This is a genomic window from Bacteroidota bacterium (assembly GCA_017303905.1).
Lineage (GTDB): Bacteria > Bacteroidota > Bacteroidia > B-17B0 > Aurantibacillaceae > JAHEYG01.
In genome coordinates, this window is the sequence record JAFLBH010000001.1 from 17,133 (window position 1) to 41,946 (window position 24,814).

22 protein-coding genes are annotated in these 24,814 nt (G+C 36.4%); 12 read left to right on the forward strand and 10 right to left on the reverse strand.

From position 1 onward, the window contains the following. Positions 1–50: 50 nt before the first annotated feature. Positions 51–413 carry a ribonuclease P protein component gene (locus J0L69_00080; protein ID MBN8691553.1) on the reverse strand — a complete coding sequence of 121 codons (363 nt, stop codon included), beginning with the start codon at positions 411–413 and terminating at the stop codon, positions 51–53. A gap of 104 nt (positions 414–517) precedes the next feature. Here J0L69_00080 and J0L69_00085 point away from each other — a divergent pair, with 104 nt between their 5' ends. Beyond that, on the forward strand, positions 518–667 hold the full coding sequence (locus J0L69_00085) for a 30S ribosomal protein THX (protein MBN8691554.1): 150 nt from the start codon (positions 518–520) through the stop codon (positions 665–667). Between the two features lie 82 nt (positions 668–749). On the opposite strand, the gene J0L69_00090 is transcribed toward J0L69_00085, so the two are convergent. From J0L69_00090 to J0L69_00100, 3 genes are all read right to left on the reverse strand, one after another. Then, a complete protein-coding gene (locus J0L69_00090) occupies positions 750–1,487 on the reverse strand; it encodes a Bax inhibitor-1/YccA family protein (protein MBN8691555.1) in 738 nt (245 codons plus the stop codon). Between the two features lie 62 nt (positions 1,488–1,549). After that, positions 1,550–2,803, reverse strand: coding sequence for a 2-oxoglutarate dehydrogenase complex dihydrolipoyllysine-residue succinyltransferase (gene odhB / locus J0L69_00095; GenBank protein MBN8691556.1), 1,254 nt, complete (start codon positions 2,801–2,803; stop codon positions 1,550–1,552). Between the two features lie 30 nt (positions 2,804–2,833). Further along, positions 2,834–5,554 (reverse strand): 2-oxoglutarate dehydrogenase E1 component, encoded by a 2,721-nt coding sequence (locus J0L69_00100; GenBank protein MBN8691557.1) that lies wholly within the window; start codon positions 5,552–5,554, stop codon positions 2,834–2,836. Positions 5,555–5,793: 239 nt separating this feature from the next. Between J0L69_00100 and J0L69_00105 the strand changes: the two genes are divergently transcribed. The 10 genes from J0L69_00105 to J0L69_00150 all read left to right on the forward strand — a co-directional run bounded on the left by J0L69_00105 (position 5,794) and on the right by J0L69_00150 (position 18,821). Further along, positions 5,794–6,189 (forward strand): SPOR domain-containing protein, encoded by a 396-nt coding sequence (locus J0L69_00105; protein MBN8691558.1) that lies wholly within the window; start codon positions 5,794–5,796, stop codon positions 6,187–6,189. A gap of 120 nt (positions 6,190–6,309) precedes the next feature. After that, complete coding sequence (locus J0L69_00110; GenBank protein MBN8691559.1) at positions 6,310–7,845, forward strand: NAD(P)/FAD-dependent oxidoreductase; 1,536 nt, start codon at positions 6,310–6,312, stop codon at positions 7,843–7,845. Between the two features lie 25 nt (positions 7,846–7,870). Beyond that, positions 7,871–9,565, forward strand: coding sequence for a peptidase C45 (locus tag J0L69_00115; GenBank protein ID MBN8691560.1), 1,695 nt, complete (start codon positions 7,871–7,873; stop codon positions 9,563–9,565). Positions 9,566–9,645: 80 nt separating this feature from the next. Continuing rightward, positions 9,646–11,625, forward strand: coding sequence for a T9SS type A sorting domain-containing protein (locus J0L69_00120; protein ID MBN8691561.1), 1,980 nt, complete (start codon positions 9,646–9,648; stop codon positions 11,623–11,625). Between the two features lie 89 nt (positions 11,626–11,714). Continuing rightward, complete coding sequence (locus J0L69_00125) at positions 11,715–13,013, forward strand: AMP-binding protein (GenBank protein MBN8691562.1); 1,299 nt, start codon at positions 11,715–11,717, stop codon at positions 13,011–13,013. A gap of 9 nt (positions 13,014–13,022) precedes the next feature. Continuing rightward, a complete protein-coding gene (locus J0L69_00130; protein MBN8691563.1) occupies positions 13,023–14,198 on the forward strand; it encodes a 1-acyl-sn-glycerol-3-phosphate acyltransferase in 1,176 nt (391 codons plus the stop codon). 7 nt (positions 14,199–14,205) lie between these two features. Further along, positions 14,206–16,404, forward strand: a complete 2,199-nt coding sequence (locus J0L69_00135; GenBank protein ID MBN8691564.1) for a M48 family metallopeptidase — start codon at positions 14,206–14,208, stop codon at positions 16,402–16,404. 7 nt (positions 16,405–16,411) lie between these two features. Then, positions 16,412–17,218 carry a hypothetical protein gene (locus J0L69_00140; GenBank protein ID MBN8691565.1) on the forward strand — a complete coding sequence of 269 codons (807 nt, stop codon included), beginning with the start codon at positions 16,412–16,414 and terminating at the stop codon, positions 17,216–17,218. 69 nt (positions 17,219–17,287) lie between these two features. Continuing rightward, positions 17,288–17,896, forward strand: a complete 609-nt coding sequence (locus tag J0L69_00145; GenBank protein MBN8691566.1) for a hypothetical protein — start codon at positions 17,288–17,290, stop codon at positions 17,894–17,896. A gap of 112 nt (positions 17,897–18,008) precedes the next feature. Next, on the forward strand, positions 18,009–18,821 hold the full coding sequence (locus J0L69_00150) for a hypothetical protein (GenBank protein MBN8691567.1): 813 nt from the start codon (positions 18,009–18,011) through the stop codon (positions 18,819–18,821). Positions 18,822–18,866: 45 nt separating this feature from the next. On the opposite strand, the gene gatA is transcribed toward J0L69_00150, so the two are convergent. Together gatA and tatA are read right to left on the reverse strand one after the other, a co-directional pair. Continuing rightward, positions 18,867–20,285, reverse strand: a complete 1,419-nt coding sequence (gatA, locus tag J0L69_00155; protein MBN8691568.1) for an Asp-tRNA(Asn)/Glu-tRNA(Gln) amidotransferase subunit GatA — start codon at positions 20,283–20,285, stop codon at positions 18,867–18,869. A gap of 93 nt (positions 20,286–20,378) precedes the next feature. Next, positions 20,379–20,570 (reverse strand): twin-arginine translocase TatA/TatE family subunit, encoded by a 192-nt coding sequence (tatA, locus tag J0L69_00160; GenBank protein ID MBN8691569.1) that lies wholly within the window; start codon positions 20,568–20,570, stop codon positions 20,379–20,381. A 165-nt stretch (positions 20,571–20,735) separates the two neighbouring features. Between tatA and mce the strand changes: the two genes are divergently transcribed. Continuing rightward, positions 20,736–21,140: a methylmalonyl-CoA epimerase gene (mce, locus tag J0L69_00165; protein ID MBN8691570.1), complete on the forward strand. Its 405-nt coding sequence runs from the start codon at positions 20,736–20,738 to the stop codon at positions 21,138–21,140. 2 nt (positions 21,141–21,142) lie between these two features. On the opposite strand, the gene J0L69_00170 is transcribed toward mce, so the two are convergent. From J0L69_00170 to J0L69_00185, 4 genes are read right to left on the reverse strand one after another with little or no spacing between them, the layout of a single operon-like run. Next, on the reverse strand, positions 21,143–22,477 hold the full coding sequence (locus J0L69_00170) for a tryptophan 7-halogenase (protein MBN8691571.1): 1,335 nt from the start codon (positions 22,475–22,477) through the stop codon (positions 21,143–21,145). Positions 22,478–22,479: 2 nt separating this feature from the next. Continuing rightward, positions 22,480–23,427 carry a succinylglutamate desuccinylase/aspartoacylase family protein gene (locus J0L69_00175; protein ID MBN8691572.1) on the reverse strand — a complete coding sequence of 316 codons (948 nt, stop codon included), beginning with the start codon at positions 23,425–23,427 and terminating at the stop codon, positions 22,480–22,482. A 2-nt stretch (positions 23,428–23,429) separates the two neighbouring features. After that, positions 23,430–24,326, reverse strand: coding sequence for a 30S ribosomal protein S6--L-glutamate ligase (rimK, locus tag J0L69_00180; protein ID MBN8691573.1), 897 nt, complete (start codon positions 24,324–24,326; stop codon positions 23,430–23,432). 10 nt (positions 24,327–24,336) lie between these two features. Further along, positions 24,337–24,807 carry an ATP-dependent zinc protease gene (locus J0L69_00185; GenBank protein MBN8691574.1) on the reverse strand — a complete coding sequence of 157 codons (471 nt, stop codon included), beginning with the start codon at positions 24,805–24,807 and terminating at the stop codon, positions 24,337–24,339. Positions 24,808–24,814: the final 7 nt, after the last annotated feature.

A 24,814-nucleotide genomic window follows, 5' to 3' on the forward strand; every position in this document is an offset into this window, starting at 1 on the left:
AAATTACATATTATTTAAGCAATACTAACACCGCTCGTGTAAAATTATGGCTATAGATTTGTTAATAGCTTTTGTATGGCCTTATAAATAGCATCATAGGGCTGAGCCTCGTTACCTATGTAAATAAAAGCAAGATGGAGTGCGCCCTCTTGAGTGCGACCTTCATAAAAAGTAGTTTTCTGTAAACGATATGCCTCCCGCATGCGACGCTTTAACTTATTACGTCGATGCGCATCTCTGAATTTCTTTTTTGGTGCCACAAACATGGCCTTGGTTTGAGGATTTGGGTCATCAGGAAAAGCAACATAAATGAGCTTTACAGGATAGGCTGATTTAGATTTTCCCTCCTTAAACAAATACTCGATTTGCTTTTTACTGCAGAGTCTTTCGTGCTTATGAAATGAATTAGCCAGTTTGTTTTTTTAGTAAATATACGGATAGTGGGAAAGGAATTGCAGCAGACTATGGATTTTTGATTTATTTTTCTATTTTTACCGGCAATTATAAAAATTATCAAATGGGAAAAGGTGATCAACGTTCGAAGCGCGGTAAAATTCACATAGGAACATATGGTGTTTTACGTAAACGCAAAAAAGCTGCTAAAAAAGCGGCAGCTGCTAAAAAAGCCGGAGTAAAAAAGAAGGCTACAAAAAAAGCAGCAAAATAATTTAAACCGCCAATAAGGCGGTTTTTTTATGCATAAAAAAAGCCCAAACAAAGTTTGGGCTTTTAAATAACAAGATTGAATATTAATCTTTACGCCCTCCGAATAAACGTAAAAGGTATAAGAAGATATTAATGAAATCAAGATAAAGGTTTAGAGCGCCCATTACGGCTAATTTTCTAAATGGTGTGCTTCCATCATCTTCAGCAGCTAAATTTTTAATCTTCTGAACATCCCAAGCAGTTAAGCCTGTGAAAATAATTACACCAAGAATACTACAGATAAAGCTCATTTTATCACTTTGCATGAAAATATTGATTACTGAAGCAATAATGATTCCAATTAAACCGATCATTAATAAACTTCCCATTTTGGTTAAATCAGTCTTGGTAGTATAACCTGCAATGGCCATTACAGCGAATAAAGCTACAGAGCTTAGGAATACATTGAAAATTGACCCCAACTCATAAACCATGAAGATGAAACTTAAGCTGATCCCGTTAACGGCTGAATAAGCTAAAAACACAGCGATTAATGCAGGATAAGAAAGCTTGTTAAATCCGAAAGACATTAACATAACGAATCCAAGCGGAGCAAACATAACTACCCAGGCAAAAATGCTGAGCTTATACCCTTCTGCGGTTTCCACAAAAAGCATACGAACTAAATCCGGTACAAATGCGAAAAGCATAGATGAGATTGTTGTAATTACTAGTGCCAAAGTCATCCATGAAAAAACCGAACGTAAAAGCGTGCTGCTGTTTACAATCGTTGCATCCTGAATGTTGTTGATGTTGGTGCTTCTAAAATTTGTGTTTTCCATTTTTCTTTAATTTAAGCAAAGTTAAGTATAATTAAGTGCTGTTCTCAGAGATTAACAAAAGTTTACAATCCCAATAAAATCTCTTCCGGATTTTTTCCGCCGAATAACATCTTAGTTGGGTTCTCTAACATTTCTTTCACTTTTACAAGGAATCCAACGCTTTCGCGTCCGTCGATAATACGGTGATCATAACTTAAAGCAACATACATCATCGGACGAATTTCTACTTTACCGTTTACTGCCATTGGGCGTTCCACAACGTTGTGCATGCCTAAAATAGCGCTTTGCGGCGGATTAATGATTGGCGTACTCATCATACTTCCAAATACACCACCATTAGTTATCGTAAAAGTTCCACCTTCCATATCAGGAATAGTTAACTTTCCGTCGCGTGCTTTAATAGCTAAATCCTTAATACCTGCTTCAATTTGCGCTAAACTCATTAACTCGGCATTACGCAACACAGGAACCATTAAACCTTTTGGTGCACTTACCGCAATACCGATATCACAATACTTATTGTAAACAATTTCTTCGCCATCAATCATCGCATTAACCGCAGGGAAATGATACAAGGCTTCTGTCACTGCTTTTGTAAAGAAACTCATGAAACCAATATTAGTTCCGTAAACTTCTTTGAATTTGTCTTTATACTTCGCACGAATCGCGTAAATAGCGCTCATGTCAACTTCATTAAATGTAGTTAACATCGCTGTTTCATTTTTCACTGAAACCAATCGCTTCGCAACCGTTTTACGTAACGAAGTCATCTTCACTTTATCTTTATCGCGGCCGCCTTTCCAGCTATTTGAAACAACTTCAAGAGCTGTTGGAAGACCGTTAGATAGAGCAGCTAACACATCTTGTTTTGTGATGCGTCCGTCTTTACCTGTACCGTTAATCTGATTAGATTTAATACCGTTTTCAGCCATCATTTTTGCAGCTGCGATGCTTGGTGTACCTGTAGCATAAGTACCGGCTTTTTCAACGGTAGTTGTTACAGTTTGCTTTTCTTCCTTCTTTGCTTCAACCTTTACTTCAGCCTTAGCTTCTGTTTTTGGTTTTGCTTCCGGTTTAAATGAGGTGTCAATCTTCACTACTACCTGTCCTACTTTTACCGTATCGCCTTCCGCAGCTAATACTTCAATCTTTCCGCTCTCTTCAGCGTTTAAGGTTAATGTTGCCTTATCAGAGTCAATTTCTGCTAATACATCATCTTTCTCTACTACATCGCCAGTTTGTTTTACCCAACGGGCAATGACAACTTCAGTAATTGATTCTCCGGGACTAGGTACTTTTAATTCTACGATTGCCATATCTTATTTTTTGAATGTTTGAATTTGTTTTTATTTCATTAATACTTTTGAAAAGATTTTTGTCATGATGTTTTCACTTTCCTCATTATGACGTTTACTGAATCCTGTTGCCGGTGAAGCTGATTCATCACGACCTACATATTTTAAATTCAACGAACGCAATTTTCCATCAATGTAGCGCCAAGCACCTGCATTTTCGGTTTCTTCCTGCACCCACATCAAATCTTTTGCTTTACTGTATTTCTTTAAAATTTCGTCTACTTGTTTTTGCGGGAAAGGATACAATTGCTCTAATCGTACAAATGCGATATCATCCGCATTTTCCTTGGCACGACGCTCAATTAAATCGTAATATACTTTACCGCTGCAGAAAGCAATACGTGTTACTTTTTTTGCGTCCGCTAAATTATCATCTAACACTTCATTAAACCCTCCTTTTGTAAAATCAGTGATTTTACTTACGCATGCAGGATAACGCAACAATTTCTTTGGCGTAAAGCAAATTAATGGCTTACGGAAATCACGTTTTAACTGACGACGCAATACATGGAATTGTTGAGCCGGTGTTGTTGTGTTGACAATGTAAATATTATTATTCGCACACATTTGCAAGAAACGCTCCATACGTGCTGAAGAGTGTTCCGGTCCCTGACCTTCGTAACCGTGTGGTAATAACATTACCAATCCATTCATACGACGCCATTTACTTTCTGCCGATGCCACATATTGATCAATGATGATTTGCGCACCATTGAAGAAATCACCAAACTGCGCTTCCCAAATAGTTAAGATGCTTGGAGAAGCGAAAGCGTAACCATATTCGAAACCTAAAACACCGTACTCACTTAAGTGTGAATTGTAAATACGTAATTGTCCGTCGGTACCTAAATTATTTAATGGTGTATATTCTTCTTCGCTATCCTCTACTTTTACTACCGCATGACGATGAGAGAAAGTTCCGCGTTCAACGTCTTGTCCGCTGAAACGAACATGATGACCTTCCTTCATTAAAGAAGCATAAGCCAACAACTCGCCCATCGCCCAATCGTAATTATCATTCGCGATCATCGCCTTACGGTCGTCGAACACTTTTTGAATTTTATTAAAGAATTTTTTGTCTTTAGGTAATTCTGTAGTTTTTTGAGCTAACTCTAAAAATACTTTTTCGCTGATGGCTGTATCAGGAGAAGATTCAAAATCTTTATCAGTTGCCATTCGCACGCCTTTCCAGCTTCCTTCGAGGAAAGATGTAATTTTAGCCTTCTCTGTTTTCTTAGCTTCATCTAAGTTAGCATCCAACTGCGCTTTAAATCCTTTTTCAATTTCCTTCGCCTCTGCAGCTAATTCAGAACCTTCCGCTTCTAATTTTTTTACATAGATATCTTTCGGATTAGCATGTGCCGCGATTGCCTTATACAAAACAGGTTGCGTAAAGCGAGGCTCATCACCTTCGTTATGACCGTATTTACGGTAACACAATACATCAATGAAAACATCACGATGGAAAGTCTGACGGAATTCCATTGCTAATTTTGAAATAAAACATAGAGCTTCCACATCATCACCATTCACGTGGAATACCGGTGATAAAACAACCTTTGCAATATCTGTACAGTACGTGGATGAACGTGCGTCTAAAAAGTTAGTTGTAAAACCAACCTGATTATTAATTACAAAATGAACTGTACCGCCTGTTTTATAACCATCGAGCTGACTCATTTGCAATACTTCATACACAACACCTTGTCCGGCAATAGCAGCATCTCCATGTAATAACACAGGACATACCTTTGAATTATCACCATTATGAAGATTATCAATTTTAGCGCGGGCAATTCCCGTTACAACAGGATCAACAGTTTCTAAGTGTGATGGATTTGGAGTCAGACTCATGTGTGTCTTTTTACCGCCATCACTAATTTGATCCGATGAATAACCCATGTGATATTTAACATCACCGTCGAATAAAGAATCTTCGCTTGGGCGTCCTTCAAACTCAGTGAATACATCCTTATAGGTTTTATTCATGATATTGGTAAGAACATTTAAACGCCCACGGTGCGCCATACCGATTACATAATCCTGAATACCAAGATTAGCACCATGCTCCATTAATGCGTTCATAGCCGGAATAACTGCTTCGCCTCCTTCCAGAGAAAAACGTTTTTGTCCGACAAACTTCGTGTGTAAATAATTTTCGAAAACAACCGCCTGCGTTAATTTCTTAAGGATAATTCGCTTTTCATCTTTAGTGAAGCTAGGCGTGTTTTTATTCTTCTCCATGCGCTCTTGCAACCACTTTACAACTTGTGGCTCACGCATGAACATATACTCTGCACCAATACTCTGACAATATGTTTGATTTAAATGTGCAACTATGTCTTTTAATTTAGCCGGACCAATTCCTATTTCGTTACCCGCCTGAAAAACGGTTTCTAAATCTTTATCTGATAAACCAAAGTTCTCTAAAGCTAAAGTTGGCTCATACGTACGACGTTGGCGAACCGGATTCGTTTTAGTAAATAAATGTCCGCGTTGACGATAACCGGCGATTAAACTAATCACCTTAAACTCTTTCGCTACATTTTCAGGAATTCCACCACCATCATCATACGATGTGCGTGCAAATTCAAAACCTTTAAAAAAATCCCTCCACGAAGCGTCAACCGAATTGGGGTCTTGCAAATACTGATTGAATAATGATTCAATCGCATTTACATCACTGGTACCTACATAAGAAAACTTGTCCATCTTATATTTTTAATGTAAGCCCCAAATTTAAGAATAATAATTGGAAGTGACGGAAACAAAAGCGTATTAATTATACTGATAAACAGCACGTTATAAAGCGCTTGCGATACCTGAGAAATGCGTGATATTTTTACAATTAAACTGGGTATAACTTAGTTCGCTTATTTTAAGATACTTTTGGCTTTGCTAAAAAAACATAAGCACAAAAACTTTCTTAAAATTTAATTTAACTTTGAATCGTGAAACGATTACTTTTTTTTCTAATTATATGTATTGCGGGCACTAATTATGCGCAAGAAAATCCACACAACGATCAAATGCAAACTCAGTTGAAAGTAAAACAACTGATGGAGAAAAAAGCTACTTACAATAAACTCAACAACGGTGAATACGATGGGTACAGAATTAAAATTCACTTTGGTACCGACAGAGTAAAAGCCAGAGAAGTAAAAACTAAATTCTCGCAAAAATTCACCGATTACACGCCGTATGAAGATTACGATCAACCGAATTTTATCATTACGGTTGGTGATTTCAGAACTAAACTTGAAGCATTCGAAGCCTTGAAAAAAATTCAGGTTGAATTTCCAAACGGATTTGTAATCAAAAGTAAAATCCGCCCGATGAAGGTGTAAGACTCCATCTTACTCTTGTATTTGTTTCTTGTATTTTCAAACTCCTTCTTAAAAATCCGAAAATCTATTGCCAACAACTCCGAACTATGAAGTAATTCATTACTTTTATACTCATTCTAAATGAAAGTTAGTATCATAGGCGCGGGCATGTCGGGTTTAACTGCAGGTTGTTACTTGCAGATGAACGGTTTTGAAACAGAAATTTTCGAAAAGCACGCCATTCCCGGTGGTTTATGTACCAGTTGGCATAAAAACGGCTACACCATTGATGGTTGCATTCATTGGATTTTAGGCAGCGATACCGGGAGTTCCTTTCATCAAATGTGGATGGAAATTCTTGACATGAAAAAAGTGGAATTCGTAAATCACGATATCCGCATTGAAGTTGAAGTAAAGAACAAAGACAAATACGGTAGTCATGTTTTTAAACTCTATACAGATTTAAACAAACTACATGAATACCTATTGGATTTATCGCCGGAAGATAAAAAACCAATCGACGAGTTAATTAAATCCATGCGCGTGATGCAAAAATTTGACTTACCTCCCATCATGGATGATTTGCCCTTCTTTCAAAACATGATAAGAGGGATAAAAATGACGCGTTATCTCGAATTTGTTTGGTGGTTTTTGAAATTAAAAAACGAAACCAATTATACATTCGCTAAGAAATTAAAGAATCCGTTTTTAAGAGAGAGCTTTGAATTACTGTACGATGGCAATGAAGTAAATATTTTAGTGATCACCATGCCTTTATCGGTTTTTGATAAAAAAAGTGCCGGCTATCCGGTTGGAGGTTCGCTTGAATTTGCGAAAAAAATCGAGCAGGCTTATTTAAAATTAGGCGGGAAAATTCATTATAAAACACCGGTTAAAAAAATAATTGTTGAAGACAATACCGCTAAAGGATTGTTGGTTCGTAATGATATTGTTCATCATTCTGATATTATTTTATCGGCTGCGGATTGGAATTTTAGTGTGTTTAATTTACTCGACGGGAAATATGTGAATGATAAAATTCTTCAGTTGCGCGATTTAAAAAAACTGGAAGTGTTTTATTCTATAGTTCATTTGGGATTTGGCATTAATGCCGATTTAAAAGACCATCCGCATTTCTCACGCTTCCCGCTTAAAGAAGATTTGATTTTGCCCGACGGAACTAAATACGACCGACTGGAAGTTCATATCTACAATTACGATCGCACCATGGCTCCCGAAGGAAAAACATCGGTTGTTGTGAGTTTCTATACAAAAAATGGCGACTGGTGGATTGATCTGAGAAAAAACGACCGTCCGAAATACAGAGAAGTAAAAAAGGAATTTACTCAAAAAATTATCGACTTGCTTGATGAACGACTTGGCGGAATTAAAGACAAATTAGAGATGAGTGACATGGCTACGCCCGCCACTGTTTATCGATACACCAATAACTGGAAAGGCAGTACTCAAGGCTGGCTTCCGGGAAAAAATTTGTTATCACCGAGCCCTGTCGGTTTTACTTTACCGGGTTTGAAAAACTTTTACTATAGCAGCCATTGGAATCAACCCGGTGGTGGATTACCTATTGCCATCAAAACAGGCCGAGATGTTACTAAATACATCTGCAAAGCTGTAGGAAAGAAATTCACCACCACTACGCATTTGCGCAAGGATTAAGCTTTATTTATTCGTAAATTTGACTATGCTTAAAAAGCTGGGGCGCATATTGCTACGCACCTTCTTGGTGTTTTTGGTATTACTGATTGGTTTTGCCATTTACTTCATTATAGCCATTCAGATCAGCGAGCCTGAAATAGCCGACAATTCTGCTTTAAAAAAAGAACGTACGCAATACGGCGACAATTTTTATAAAATAGAAAACAGTTTTCTTAAAAAGAACAAACACGGTTTATGGGAGCTGTATGTAGAAGGTGATGGGTTTGAACGCGGAGCAGCTAACGGTCATCTCACCAAGGAATTGGCCAACTATCAGGAAGAAGCGTTTTTTAAGCAAATACAATTATTGATTCCTGATTTAATCTATTTGAAATTCTTAAAATACTTTGTGGCTTATTTTAATCGCCATCTACCCGACCACATTACAGACGAATACAAAGAAGAGATTTACGGTATTTCGCGATTTGCCTCCGATAAATATGATTTTGTAGGGCCGAAATATCATCGCATTTTAAATTATCACGGCGCTCACGATATTGGTCATGCGTTGCAAGATAAAAACATGACGGTTGGATGCACCTCCTTTGGTGTATGGAACGATAAAAGCGAAGACGGCGAATTATTAATTGCTCGAAATTTTGATTTTTACAGTGGTGATGAATTTGCCCAAAATAAAATCATCCAATTTACAAACCCAAAGAGAGGTTATAAATTTGCGACTATTACCTGGGCCGGATTTATTGGCGCAGCAAGCGGAATGAACGATCAGGGAATAACGGTAACTATCAATGCGGCAAAAAGTTCTATTCCCACCGACGCAGCTACACCCATAGCATTACTTGCCAGAGAAATTCTACAATTTTCAAAAAACATTAACGACGCGATTGAAATAGCAAAAAAAAGAGATGTTTTTGTTTCGGAAAGTATTTTAATAGGAAGCGCGAACGACAATAAGGCAATTATCATTGAAAAAACACCTGATGGAATGGATGTTTACGATGCAGGCACGAATGAAATTTTATGTTCCAATCATTATCAGGGGGAAAAATTCGCATTAGAGTATACTAACTTGAAAAACCAAATTGAAAGTTCTTCGCTGTATAGAAAAGTACGTTTAAAACAATTGATGCAAAATCATAAGCAAATAAATTACCTGGAAGCTGCGGAGATTTTGCGCAACCAATCCGGTATTAACGAAAAAAACATTGGTTTAGGAAATGAAAAAGCCATGAACCAATTAATTGCTCATCACGGAGTCATCTTTAAACCTAAGAGCCGACTCATGTGGGTTTCAACCAACCCCTATCAATGCGGAAAATTTGTGTGTTACAATTTAAACTCAGTATTTGAAAATGCTAAAGAAATGGATTCGCAAACAGAATTATATATCGATTCATTGACCATTCCAACCGACCCATTTGTATATACAAAAACCTACCAGGATTATGTCAAGTTTAAGAATCTGAAAAATTATATTCAATATATAACAAAAGCACCCGGGCATCTTTACTTGAAGTCGAAATTTGAAAATGTGTTTATTGAAAGTAATCCTAAGAGTTATTTTACTTACCAGATATTAGGCGACTATTATAAATCAAAATTTAATTACACAGCAGCATTTGATTATTACAAAAAAGCTCTAGTGTTTGAAATCGCCACATTAAAAGAGGAAAATCAGATTAAAAAGGACCTTATCTATTGTTTTAACAGAATAAAGTAAAATTGTTAATTGATTCTTAGCGGAATTTGATTCAAGAGATACATTATTTTCCTATCTTTTCAGTATTAAATCCCTAGCACATGAAACATTTCTACAAAAAATTCCTGGCAGCTGTTGCACTCAGTGTACTTGCCATAAACACTTCCAAAGCACAGGCATTTCCTGAGTCTTTTGAAGGCGCTACCTTTCCTCCAACAGGATGGGCTATGTTCGATAACGGAATTGGCACAGTTGAAAGCTGGTCAAGCTCTACGTTCACTGCACAAGCAGGTACTCAGTCGGCCTACATTCAATATGAAAATGTACCGACAGGAATTGCTGAAGACTGGTTAGTTAGTCCTTCTGTGGCTATAACCCCTACAGCAAATGTACTTTCCTTTTGGGAACGCGAAACATTTACTTCTAATTGGGGCAGCGTATATAAAATATTAGTATCCACCAGTTCTCAAACTAATACAGCTACGTTTACAACGATAGTTACTTATACCGAAACGATGACGAATCCTACCAATTTCAGAAATCGCATTGTAAATTTAAGTGCGTTTAACGGGCAAACCGTTTACATAGCATTTATGATGGAGAACGATGACGGAGATGATTGGTATATCGATAACATACAACTAACAGGCGGCTGCACTACCCCGCCATCAGCAGGCTCAGTAACCGGTCCAACTACAACTAATATTTTTGCTACTAATTCTTATACAGCATCGCCTTCTGTTGGAAATATTCAATGGATTACCGCACCATCGCTAGCAGGTCCATGGACAGCTGTTCCCGGTGCAACAACAACACCACAAAACATTACTGCAACTACCGGCGGAACCATGTATATTGCCGTAGTTGCCAGCTCAACAGTTGGTGGTTGTTTATCTGATACCACTAATAATCCACTAGCGGTTGTGGTAAATTTCCCGGGTGACAATGTATGTAACGCAATTCCTTTGGCTATTGGTCCATCATCTACTTATTATCAATTCATGGGTGCATCGGTTCAACCCGGTGAGGTTAGTCCTACCGGCGGTATTTGCAATTCCCAATACAGTTGGTGTAATAACACACTTGATAACACACGTTGGTTCTCGTTTGTAGCTCCAGCTTCCGGTTATGTTACCATTCAGTCGCCTGACTTCGATACACAATTAGCTGTTTGGAAAGCCGCAACATGTAACGGATTACTTAGCACTTCAACTGCAACCTTAATTTCCGCCAATGACGACGATCCTGATTATTCAACAAACAGCGGCGTGCTTTTCTCATCCTTTGTTCACGCAGGATGCTTAACTCCGGGTGCAACCTATTATATTCAAGTCGATTCTTATTCACCTGCAACTTCAGCCGATTCTACACGAATCATCATTACTGCGGCAACTTCAGCTCTTGATGCATCCTTTAGTGGTTTAAGCAGCAGCTATTGTTTACCGGCAGCTAGCTCATCATTGATTCCTGTAACTGCAGGTGGCTTATTTACTCAAAATACATCAACAGTAGCTATCACTTCCTTCTCGCCATCAAGCTCAGGTTCATATACCATTAATTATTCTATTGGCGGATGTCAATCTTCTTCAGTTACAACTGTAGGCAACACCCCTAACGTAACTGTGGTAAGCAGTAATTCATTAATTTGCACCGGACAAACAGCAACTCTTACAGCAAGCGGTACTGCTTCAACTTATTCATGGAGTACAGGTGGCACAACATCGTCGATCGTAGTTACACCTACAACTACAACAAGCTATACCGTAACAGGTTTTGACCTTGGATGCAATAGCGCTGTTTCCATAACCCAAAACGTATCTGCTTGTACAGGTATCAACGAATTTGCTTTACAAAATTCCATCCAAGTATTTCCTAATCCAAACAACGGATTGTTTACAGTAACATCTAACAAAACGGCTGATTTAATCACTATCACTGATTTATTGGGGAAAATAATTTATCAAATTAAACCGGAGAACAATGCAGCTATCATTGATCTAAAGTCATTTAATCAAGGTGTTTATTTTGTAATAGTAAAAGAAAGCTATAATTCAGCTACCATAAAAATCATAAAGAATTAGATTTAATTTTTCTTTTGTCATAAGCCCGGATAAATGTCCGGGCTTTTTGTATTTTATGAGGTAATTTTGCTAATTTGGCTGTTGTATTTATGAGTTACATTCCATCCATAGAAACGAAAAGTTCTTCTGAAATTAAATTATTTCAGGAGAAAAAATTACAGGAGCTTTTAAATTACTTAAACACGCACTCTAAATACTATAAAAGTTTATTTAATGCCAATTCAATCGACGTTAATTCGATTCGTTGTTTAGAGGATTTAACCAAGATTCCGGTTACAACCAAAGATGATTTATATAAATTCAACTCCGACTTTATTTGTGTGGATGCGGAAAAAATTATTGATTATGTAACCACAAGCGGTACTTTAGGTGACCCTCTGACTTTTGCTTTAACGGATAAAGATTTAGAACGATTAGCTTATAACGAACGTATTTCTTTAGAATGCGCCGGAGGAACCAGCAAAGACATTTATCAATTAATGACAACCCTAGACCGCCGTTTTATGGCGGGACTTGCCTACTTCATGGGCATAAAACAGATGGGTGCAGGGGTTATTAGAGTTGGTAATGGGATGCCGGAATTTCAGTGGGACACAATTAAACGCTTAAAGCCAAGCGTAGCGATTGCGGTTCCTTCATTTATTTTAAAACTGATTGAATTTGCTGAGCAGAACAATATTGATTATAAAAAATCTTCCATAAAGAAAATTGTATGCATTGGTGAATCACTTCGCAACGAAGATTTTAGTTTAAACACTTTAGGTCAACGTATAAAAGAAAAGTGGGATATAGAACTTTACAGTACCTATGCTTCAACTGAAATGGGTGCTGCATTTACAGAGTGTACTTCCGGCAAAGGCGGCCATCACCATCCGGAGCTTTTAATAGTTGAGTTTTTAGACGAAATCAACAAGCCTGTAAAACAAGGTGAGCCCGGTGAACTAACGGTCACCACATTGGGTGTAGAAGGTATGCCTTTACTCAGATTTAAAACAGGAGATATCTGCGCAGCACATTATGAAGCTTGCAGTTGCGGAAGAACCTCATTAAGGATCAGTCCGATTATTGGGCGAAAACAACACATGATTAAATTTAAAGGGACTACCTTATACCCGCCTTCACTCTATGATATTTTAAACAACGTACCATATATAAAAAATTACATTGTTGAAGTTTTCACTAATGATATCGGGACGGATGAAATCAGTATCACCATTGGTGTTAACTCAACTCCTCCTAACTTTGAGAAAGAATTAAAAGACCACTTCAGAGCTAAATTAAGAGTGGCGCCAAATATCAAAACGGATAATCCTGAGAATATTACTAAAAAACAATTTCCTGAAATGAGCCGTAAAGCCATTACGTTTTTTGATTACAGAAAAAAATAAAACATGATAATGAGAGAATTCAAGGTTGAAAAGCCTTCACATATATCAGACTTTGCAAAGGAGTTTAATTTTGAGGAACTAAGACCTTATTATGATACTGAAGTAGAATCGGTGATGCAAAAAATGGCGCAAAACCCCACTTACTTTTCTTTAATGAAATATTTGTGGCCTGAAATGAGTGAGTCACAGGCCCGAGAAAAAGCTATCGCTACAAAAAATGTACGCGATTTTCAGGCGGGATATATGTCGCATGCCATTTGGCACATCGTTAAAGAATCATCAAAAGGTTTAACCTGGAGCGGTATTGATAAGCTCGATAAAAACAAAGCTTACTTATTCGTTGCTAACCATCGTGATATTTTACTGGACAGTGCCATTCTTCAAATCATATTGGAAAAAGAAGGTTTCTCCACATCTGAAATCACATTTGGTTCCAATTTAATGGACAATGGCTTTATTACTGATTTTGGTAGGCTAAACAGAATGTTCACTGTAAAACGCGAGGGAAATGCGAAAGAGCTTTATGATATATCGCGACAATTAAGTGCTTATATCAGGCATACCATACTCGATAAAAATGTCAGTGTGTGGATAGCTCAAAGAAACGGAAGAACAAAAGACGGAAATGATCTCACACAAACAGGCTTGCTTAAAATGCTTGGATTAAGTGGCGGCAAAGATTTTGTAAAGTGCTTTTCCGACTTAAATATTGTTCCGTTAAGCATTAGTTACGAATACGAACCCTGTGATTATTTAAAAGTTCAGGAGTTATATTTATCATCACTTCATAGTAAATATGTAAAAGCGCCGGGAGAAGATTTAAATAGTATTATCACCGGTATCAAACAACCAAAAGGAAAAATACATTTAGCATTTGGCAAAGTGATTCAAGAAGAATTACCGGAAATAAACAAATCGGGTAACGATAATGAAAAGATAAAACAATTAACCGCACTAATTGATAAGCAAATTCACAACGATTTTCAATTAAATCCTGTGAATTATGTTGCATATGACTTATCGTTTCAAACCAATGTTTTTAAGAACAATTATACGTTAGAAGAAAAAGCAAACTTTGAAAAGTACGTAGCTGAAAAAACAAGCAATTTAAGCGGAGAACAGGAGGTTCTAAAGTCCATGTTTTATAAAATGTATGCCTATCCGGTTGCAAACAAACTCTATTAACATAAAATTGAGTAAAGTATTTTATATTTTTCTGTTATGCGTATTGTTGGGTAAACTAAATGGACAATACAATAAAGATTTTGAAAAAAATTATACTCCTCTAATTTCAAAAGGAAACTTACCTAAAGAACTTAACTTAATTGCTTTTGAAAAAGCAAAAAACTTAACAGATACGCTCAACCCAAAGGCTCAAAATCATAAGATAAATAAAGATTTTTATACATTAACTACCTTTAGTGAAGATGAGATATTAAAGTCTGGTAATGTTTTATACAATACCGAAGTAAACGATTATATAAATAAAATTGCCGATGTTTTATTGCAAAACGAACCCGTATTAAAAAGCAAACTGAAATTTTACGTACTTCGTGAAAACCTTTCAAATGCCTTTGCCTGGGACAACGGTCATATATATATAAGTCTTGACTACATAGCACGCTATAACACGGAAGCGCAGCTGGCAATGACGTTAAGTCATGAAATTATTCATTATCTGAAAAGCCATCAGTATTCAGGTTATCGAAAAAGAAATGAAATCATAAAGCAATTGAGTGGGAAATTGAATAATGACACTATTTGGAAACAAGAACGTGAATTTAGTAAAGCACAGGAATCAGAGGCCGACATGGAGGGTTTCGAACTTCTTAAAAAATCGGGATACAATACGAATGGAATTCCTGAAAAATTTGATTTAATGCTCCTCAGTGATTACTCATTCGAAAATACACCTTTTGAAACTGACTATTTTAACAATCAATATCTAAAAATTAATCCCGCCATTTTCTACCAAGAAGTAAAACCCGTTAACATAGATGCAAACTATGACGACACATGGGACACACACCCTAACATTTACAAAAGAAAGAAAGCTATTGAAGAAAAAATATCCTCGCAAATAAACACGGAAGGAAAGGATTTTATTGTAAGTAAGGATGAATTTTACAGAGTTCGGGATATTTGTCGATTCGAAACAATTTTATGCAACATAAAGGATTTTGAATTAGAAACATGTGTATATCATTGTTATTGCCTGCTAAAAAAATACCCTCAGAATATTTTTTTAAAAAATATTATTGCTGAAGTGTTTTATCAGATAGCTGTCTATAAATCGTATCGTGATATAAACGGCGGTGTTTTCGATTATATCAACTTAAAAGATAATGACAAAACAAACTCTAACAGAGACTCAACAATGGGGCACGTTGCGCAAACCAAAAAAATGTTTGAAAGACTGAATGGAGAAGACTTTTTGCTGTTGGCGATAAATCAAAATTATAAGCTATATAAAGAAAGTAATTTTTCTGAACAACAACTCAAAACCAATTTAGACACATTGTTTAATATTCTAAGCAAAGTTCATAATTTGAATTACCGTGACTTTCATAAAAACGAAACAGAATACAACCAGCGAACCATATATGTTAATGATTCTATCAGTAAAAACAGAAAGTTTGTTGATGCTATTTATCGGCAGAGTGCCTTTATTCACTATATGAATGACAAAGAATTCATTTCCTTTTTTAAAGACACTAGTTCGGTAAACGAATTTGGGTTAAAATATATCTCAAAAGGAAGGTTAGGGAAAATACCAGACCCTGATATCAAGTATAAAAAATACACCGCCTATAATAAGGAGGAGATAAAAAAAATAAGTAAAATTATAATGCTGGATCCTTATTTTGAAAAAGAAATGTATAAGATTCAAGATGTAGAAAGTTTCCCTATCGATGCATATAACAATGCTATTTACTTTAAAACCGAATTAACCAAGGCTTTTGAAAAAGAAAAAGTCCAAGTTTTCCATATAAACGATTCCCGTTTTGACACAAGTGAAACCGAAAAGTATAATCACGTGGCATTGATTAACAATATAATCAGTGAAAATGATATGCACTACAAATTATCATCAATGCGAACATTTGCCACAAAATCAGAAGGGGTGATTGAAACTAAATACGGCACGCCTTATGTTGTACAAGTAACAGCCAATGAAACAATATACGACAATGTGATCTTTTTAGTAAATGGGATTAAAGTACTAAGAGATATTAAAATGTTTGAATATTGTATGGATATTGTTAACGTTGAGAAAGGAATCACTGTATATCGTATTTCATTGGAGCAGTCAAGAAAAGTTACCGAAGAAGAATTAAAAATTCAAATCGACTCTGATATTAAAAACATACTTACCATAAAAAACAATTAATACAGCTATGAAAAAAATGGTATCCTTAATAGTGCTTATTACTTCATGCAGTTTGTTTTCTCAAATTAATTTAGCAGATTTCAAAACAGTTTATTACCAGGAAGTATCTTATGAGAATGAAGACTATAAACTCTTTATAGTACGTTCATTTTCTACGATTGAAGCCGTAAAAATAAAACTAAGAGTTTTCAATAAAACTAAGGATATTTTATTGATCAAGCCCAACGAACTCCTTTTCAATATTAAGGGAAAGACGTACACAGGAAATGGCAAACCCCTGATTATACAACCGGATGGGGCAGATGATAAAGTTATTGATGTAATCGATGAGAAAAACAATATGAAGTGTGAAGAATTTGAACTGACGTTGAATGGTTTTTACAAAGTACCAATGGAATCAGAAGTATATCTAATCTCCAATACTTTGTTGCCACCGGAACGGAAATCAGACTTAAGCGCCGGAAGTGTTAATTGCAAACTTTTTGATTACAAAATGGACGAAGAAAAATCATTTGCAAAATATACTTGCACTTACAATGGAGATCAAATTGCTATACTCGACCCTATAAAATGCGTAGCAATAATGTCAGATGGAAAAGAAAACAAGTGTACAGTCAAAAACACTGTAACAGTGCTTGAAAACGGACAATCCGGAAACATAACAATTGAATTTAAGCGATTAAAAGGATCCGGTGAATTAACAGACGGAATATCCATAAAATGGAATGAAACTTTTAAAATTTCAAGCCCTATTTCGTTAAAAGTCATTAAGGTACCTATGAAGATGGATCTGGAAAGATCAGAGAACAAATAAATAATATACCCACCACACGGTATAGTTTAAAATTCAATTATATATCTATATTTGTAAAAAAACATCACCATGAAAAACTTTAAAAATTTATTCGTTGCAGCCATTATGATTTTGGCATTAAACGTAAGCGCTCAAAAATGGACAGAAGGCAAAGACTTATCTTACCTAAAAGGTGAAAAAGAACTCCTTTTAAAATTCACTTATGATAACATGACTGCGGGTCGTAAAAAAGCTGAGGCAGAATATGTAAAAGAAAAAACGGAAGAGTATAACAAAAAAGAAGCCGGTAAAGGTGATAAGTGGGCAAAAGACTGGGTAGAAAACCGTGCAGGTATCTACGAACCAAAATTTGAAGAATTATTCAATAAAGAATCTGGAGATATCGCTTGCGATCGTAACAAAACAAGTGCAAAATACACTTTAATTGTTCATACAGTTCGTATGGAGCCGGGTTGGAATATCGGGATTTCTAAAATGCCGGCGTCTTGTGATTTCGAAGTAATGATTGTTGAAACCGCTAATCCAAGTGTTGTAAAATCAAAAGGTATGATGTACAATATTCCGGGTTCTCAATATGGCGGATTCGATTTCGAAGTAGCTGTTCGTATTAAAGAGTGTTATGCTAAAGCAGGTAAAGATTTAGGCAAAAAATTAGGTAAAGCCGCTAAATCAAAATAACATCTTTTCTATTATCTATTTAAAACCCCGCTTAGCGGGGTTTTTTTATTAAAAATTGTTTAAATACAGATTATATAAATCATTCTTACTAAATTTATTGTAAAATAATATTATGAAAAAACTTTTTAGTCTTTCACTGATTATCTGTTCAACTTTAATTTTCGCGCAGAAAAAAAAGAATGTTGATCCGGGTTACAAATACATTTACAAGGAAACTTCTTTTGAAACGGATGATTATAAAATTTACATCGAGGATGCTACCGCTATCGATGCATGGAGCAAATTTAAAGTGAGAGTATTTAATAAAACAAACGACTACCTCATCTTAAAACCAACGGATATTACTTTCAAAATTGACGGGAAAGAAATTCAAGGAACCGATAAACAACTTATCATTGTTCCTAACGACGAAGCCAGTAAAGTTATTGATGTAAAAGGTAAAGGATGCCAGGTAGACAACTATTCAGTCACCATTAAAACGCTTTATAAAGTGGCGGCTAATTCGCCGGCTCTAAAAGCAGAAGATTTCGTGATTCCGGTTGCAAAAAATGATTTCAAAGCCGGTAATTTCAAATGCACACTGAAAAAGCACGAATTAAAAACCGATAAATCTCTTTTTAAATTTGTTTGTCAATACGAAGGTGACGGAATAGGAATTCTAGCTCCTACACAAATCTCTGCTGTAACTCCAAAAGAACAAGACAATGCGAATTATAACCGCAATAAGGGAACCTTATTAGAGCGCGGTAAGTCGGATGATTTTATTGTTGATATCAGAGAAATACCAAATTCAGGCGATATGCAAAAAGAACCATGGAAATTAAAATGGAACGAAACGTTTAAAGAATCAAAAATAGAAATGATATCAGGCGGCAACATCAACCTCGAACTCGATCCGGCTAAAACAGCAGAAAAAAACAAATAGAGAATTGCTTAAACAAAAAAAATCCCGCTTAATGGCGGGATTTTTTTATTTAATTCCTGACGAAAATTCAAAGAGTTTACTTTCATCAAAATAATTCGCCATAATCTGTATTCCCATCGGTAATCCGTTACTGTGATTGCCACACGGAACAGAAATGGCAGGAACACCTGCAATATTTGCTTGCACAGTGAAAATATCTTCCAGATACATCTTGATAGGATCTGCGCTATTCTTCCCAAACTCAAATGCCGTACCCGGTGTAGAAGGAGTAACTATAAAATCGTAATTCTTTAAAATCTCAAAAGTCTTTTCTTGCAATAACTTTCTTACTTTTTGCCCTTTGCTGTAATAAGCATCGTAATACCCTGCACTTAACACAAATGTTCCAAGCATAATACGTCGCTTTACTTCTTTACCAAAACCTTCGCTGCGTGATTTTTTATATGTACTCTCCAAATCCGTTGCGTTTTGACTGCGGTAACCATAATGCACACCGTCAAATCGCGACAAATTAGAAGAAGCCTCAGCTGTAGTTAATACATAATAAACCGGCACCAAATAATCTAAATATGGAAAATCAACCGCCTCTACTGTATGTCCGGCCGCTTTAAAATTCTCCAATTGTTTACTTACTGCTGACTTAACCTCTGGGTCCAGACCGTTAGCCTCTAAACAATCCTTTAAATAAGCGATTTTATATTTTTTACCTGAAGGTTTTATTTCATTAGAATAAGATGGAACCGGCTTTTGTGAAGCTGTACTGTCAAACTCATCAGCACCGGCAATAACTTCCATTACCAACGCTGCATCGGCCACTGTTTTAGTAATCGGACCAATTTGATCAAAGGATGAGGCATAAGCTATTAAGCCCCATCTCGAAACTCTGCCATATGTTGGCTTAAACCCAACAACGCCACAAAAAGAAGCAGGCTGACGAATAGAGCCTCCTGTATCTGATCCTAAAGCCACATGACATAATCCTGCAGCAACAGAAGCTGCAGCTCCTCCGGAAGAGCCACCGGGTACATACTTTTCGTTTAGCGGATTTAATACATTACCCTTCGATGAGTTTTCATTGCTACTTCCCATCGCGAATTCATCGCAATTCGTACGACCGATGATAATTGCATCTTCAGCGATTAAACGCTCAACCACAGTGGAAGAATAAAGTGATTCGAAACCTTCCAATATTTTTGACGATGCAGAAACCTTATGATTTTTATAACAGATGTTATCCTTTAAAGAAACAACAACGCCCGCCAACTTTCCGGCATTACCCGATTTTATTTTTTCATCAACCTTCTTCGCTTGTTCTAAAGCATCCGCTTCAAATACTTCCAAATAAATATTGAGATTCTTTTTTGAAGCAATATGTTTCAATAAACCGCTTACCAAATCAACACAATTGGTTTTTCCGGCTTTTAAATCTTCCTTTAGCTGTGCTATGCTTGTAAAAGTGTACATCTTATTTTTTTCCGAGAATAATTAATCACGGTATTTTAAATAATAAAGCGTCACTCTGTATAAAAGAGTGACGCTTTAATTTGAATCAAAAAATTATTTTTTATCCGACTCAGCTGAGTCAACTCCTTTTGAAGCGTCTTTAAATTCTTTAACGCCGCGGCCTAAACCTTTCATTAACTCAGGTATTTTTTTGCCACCGAACATTAATAAAATGATAACCAAAATGATAATGATTTCCGGAGCACCAAGTCCGCCTAAAAATCCAAGAATAAGTGATGTTGTCATCGTAATTAAATTAGATGCGTAAAGGTAACAATTTTTTACAATTACCTAAAATGTCTAAAAATCACTAACTTGCGGACATTATAGAGCTTTTTGACGGCATAAACCGCTCTAAATAAGGCTCAAAGCACGAAGTAAAACCCAATTGAAATAACCAACATTTGTACCATGCTTAAGAAAGTAGAACATATTGGCATTGCCGTTAAAAACCTTGAGAACTCAAATAACTTATTTGCGAAACTCTTTGGTAAGGATCATTATAAAGTTGAGAAAGTAGAGAGCGAAGGTGTTAGTACCAGTTTTTTTATGTTAGGCGAAACTAAGATTGAGCTATTGGAAGCGACTGATCCGGATAGTGCCATTGCAAAGTTTATTGAGAAGAAAGGTGAAGGCATCCATCATATAGCTTATGAAGTTGAAGACATTTATGCGGAAATGGAGCGCTTAAAAAAAGAAGGATTTGAACTAATACATCAGCAACCAAAAGAAGGCGCGGATAATAAATTGATTTGCTTTTTACATCCAAAAAGTACTAATGGTGTTTTGGTTGAACTGTGCCAGGAGCGAAAATAATTTTACTTTGCTCCAAAAACATTAAACGACTTAGAAGTTAATGTTCCTAACATGGCATGTAAAGGATGCTTTGGATTTCCCTCGACTTGGGAAATGATTTTTTCCATCGCTTTTAATAATGGGGGATTTTCTTCATCATACACATCGCCTTGCAAAAATTTCAAAACATCTAAACGGTATTCGGGCGTATCTACGAAATAGGTGAATAAAATATTTAAGCGGTAATACATTTGAATAAACCGATACCAATTATTTACGCCGCGTTTTAAGGTACTCTCATAATTTGCAAAAGAACTTTTCTCGTAATTATTGTTTTGCAATGCTTTGATTATATCTACGGATGCAAATCGTGCGCTATTTAAGGCAATACTTACTCCACTTGAAAAAATCGGATCCACAAAACGTGCAGCATCACCGATCAATACCAAATTATCCTTCACTAATTCAGTCATCGCGTAACTGTAATCTGCTTCAACTGTAAAATCCCGTATCTGCTTTGCTTTCTTTAACTCAGCCAAAAGCTCAGGTCGTAATTCTGCACACTCCCAAAAAAACTTTTCACGTCCTTCCTTTGTATTCGGAAAATTCTGTTTTTGACTTACTAATCCCACACTGGTAATTTCATCCGTTATTGGTATCTGCCACATCCATGAATTGGAAACAGGAATAAAATGTATATAGATAAAGTCAGGATCTTTAAACGCATTACGGTTAAATCCGCTGAACCAGGTATGTACCGCGCACTGATTAAAAACAGGGTCTTTTACTTTAATTTTTAATTTGTTTCCCATGAAGGTGTGTCGTCCGCTGGCGTCTACTAATATTTTACAGCCAAATTTTTCTTCTTGCCCATCCTTCATTCTTACGCTTACATGTACATTTCTTTTATCAATAAAGTCAACATGAAAAACATCCGCCTCCTGAAAAGTTGATGCGCCCATTTCGGCAGCATGTTCTAACAATAATTGATCGAAACGCCCACGGTCAACATGATAGGTGTGTGGCTCATGTATATCTTTTTGCTTTCTCTCATTAAATAATATATCTACATCACTTCCCTTAAATTCTGCAAAATCATGATTGTAAATATTTGCCGAGTTATAGGTTGTCCAAGCAGCGCCAAACTTTTTCAAAAATCCCGCCGCTTCCATTTTTGGAAAGAAATTAAGATCATTGAACACGCGATTACTGGCGGGTACAAGCGATTCTCCTACATGCGGGCGAGGAAATTTTTCTTTTTCAAATACGATACATGAAGCACCGGATCTAGCTATGTAACAAGCCATGGCACTTCCGGCCGGACCACCACCAATAATTATTACATCCGCTTGTTTCATGATTAATCTTCCATCCCTAAATGAATGAGGGCATCTCCTTCATTCACTATTGGTTGGTTATTTATTCCTACTATATAGGCATCAACAGGTGAAAGGATTTTATGTTCAATTTCACCGAATGGATTACATATCACACCCAATAAATCATCTTTGCGCACATGTGCACCATTATTCGCATTCATATGAAACAAACCGCTCGCCTTAGCGCGAATCCATGAATCACGAATTACTTTTACATGCGGATTATTGGGAATCTCCATTGAAATCATTTGATGTGATTTCATTAAGCGTAAACAGCCATTAATCCCTTCGTTGATGGATAAATAATCAAAGCGCATACTTTCACCACCTTCAAAAACAAGAATAGGTTTATTCTTTTTAGCGGCTTCCTTTCTTAATGTTCCTTCACGGTATTTGCTATCAATAATCAGTGGAGCTGAAAACTTTTCTGCTATGGATAAATTTTCAGGGAAATCGAATACGCAACGAATTTGAGGATAGTTGCTGATCTTCGCTCCACCTGTATGAAAGTCAACACCGAAATCAATAAGCGGAATAATATGCCTCATTAAATCGTAAGCAATTCTGCTTCCTAAAGAACCATTTTTACTTCCGGGAAAACAACGATTCAAATCACGTCCATCGGGTAAATCGCGTGTTGAATATAAAAAAGAAACAATGTTAATGACAGGAATAGCGATGATGGTTCCGCGTTTTAAATTCACCACTTCTTCATGATTCACTAACCTGCGGATAATTTCAACACCATTGGTTTCTTCACCGTGCATACCCGCACTAAACATAATGGTTGGTCCCGGATTTACGCTTCGAATAACATGAACAGGAATTTTAATATATGATTTGGTGTGCAACTCGTAAGAGTTTAGCACCACTGTTTTATTTTCTCCTGCCGATACTTGCTGACCGTTTATGGTAATGGTTTCCTGCATACCTATTCGCCGGGCTTATTAAACTCGTTACGCTCAACATACTCAATTATTTTTCCGGCAATATCCAATCCGGTAGCGCCTTCAATTCCCTCTAATCCCGGAGATGAATTCACCTCCATGACTAATGGTCCACGTGAACTTTGTAACAAATCCACACCGGCGATTCCCAAACCTAATTTCTTTGCCGCTTTAATGGCAGTTGCTCTTTCTTCCGGTGTCAGGTTTATAACGGTCGCCGTCCCTCCCCTATGCAAATTACTTCTGAATTCACCTTCACGCGCCTGACGCTTCATCGCACCAACAACTTGTCCGTCTACAATAAATACACGCAAATCGGCGCCGCCGGCTTCTTTAATAAATTCCTGCACCAACATGTTCGCTTCTAATTTCAAAAACGCTTCAATAACTGATTTAGCTGCTTTTTGATTTTCCGCCAAAATCACACCAATGCCTTGAGTACCTTCCAATAATTTCACTACGCAAGGAGCGCCACCAATTGCATCGATTACGCTATCAATATCTTTATCCTTTGGTGAAGACGCAAAAGCTGTTTTAGGAATTCCTAAGCCTGCTCGTGCTAAAATTTGCAAGCTGCGTAATTTATCACGTGAACGAACTAAGGCTTGTGACTCAACAGCTGTAAATATTTTCATCATTTCAAACTGACGAACAACGGCTGAACCATAGAAAGTAGCAGATGCACCAATCCGTGGTATCACCGCATTAATATCAGTCACTTCTTTTCCGCCATAATAAATATGTGGACGACCCTGTTCGATAACCAGAACGCATTTCATATGATCGAGCAATAACATTTCATGGCCACGCCTTTCACCTGCTTCCAAAATACGTTTGGTAGAATACAGATTTTTATTTCGAGATAATACAGCTATTTTCATAATGAGTTAATCAAATATAATCGTTTAATGATTTTTTAATTCGTTGTCCATTAATGTGTATTTTATTGACATCTACAATAAACTTACCTTTTAGTAATCGTCGTCCTATTAAAACAGGATAGCGCATGTTTTCGCGATCGCTTAAGGAAAGTGTGGTTAAAATATTTTTCTTTCCGATTTTCACACGTGTTTTAATAATGTAACGTTCCTCCATTTCACCGAAAGAGTTTTTGATTTTCTTTCTGTAAAATTCAGAAAACTCGTGTACTTGCTCCGAATACTCGGGATGTGTGTTATCTAATAACTTAAAACATAAAACCTGCTTACCATTCGCTGTTTTAAGTTGAATGTCTTTGCAATGAATAGCTGAAGTATAGGCGCCGGTATCAATTTTTGCTTCAATTGAAAATAATTTAAGTTGAGGAAAATCCACAAACTCTCGTCGGCCAATCAACCTAATTTTATTTTTTTTGAGCGCCATTCGCTAT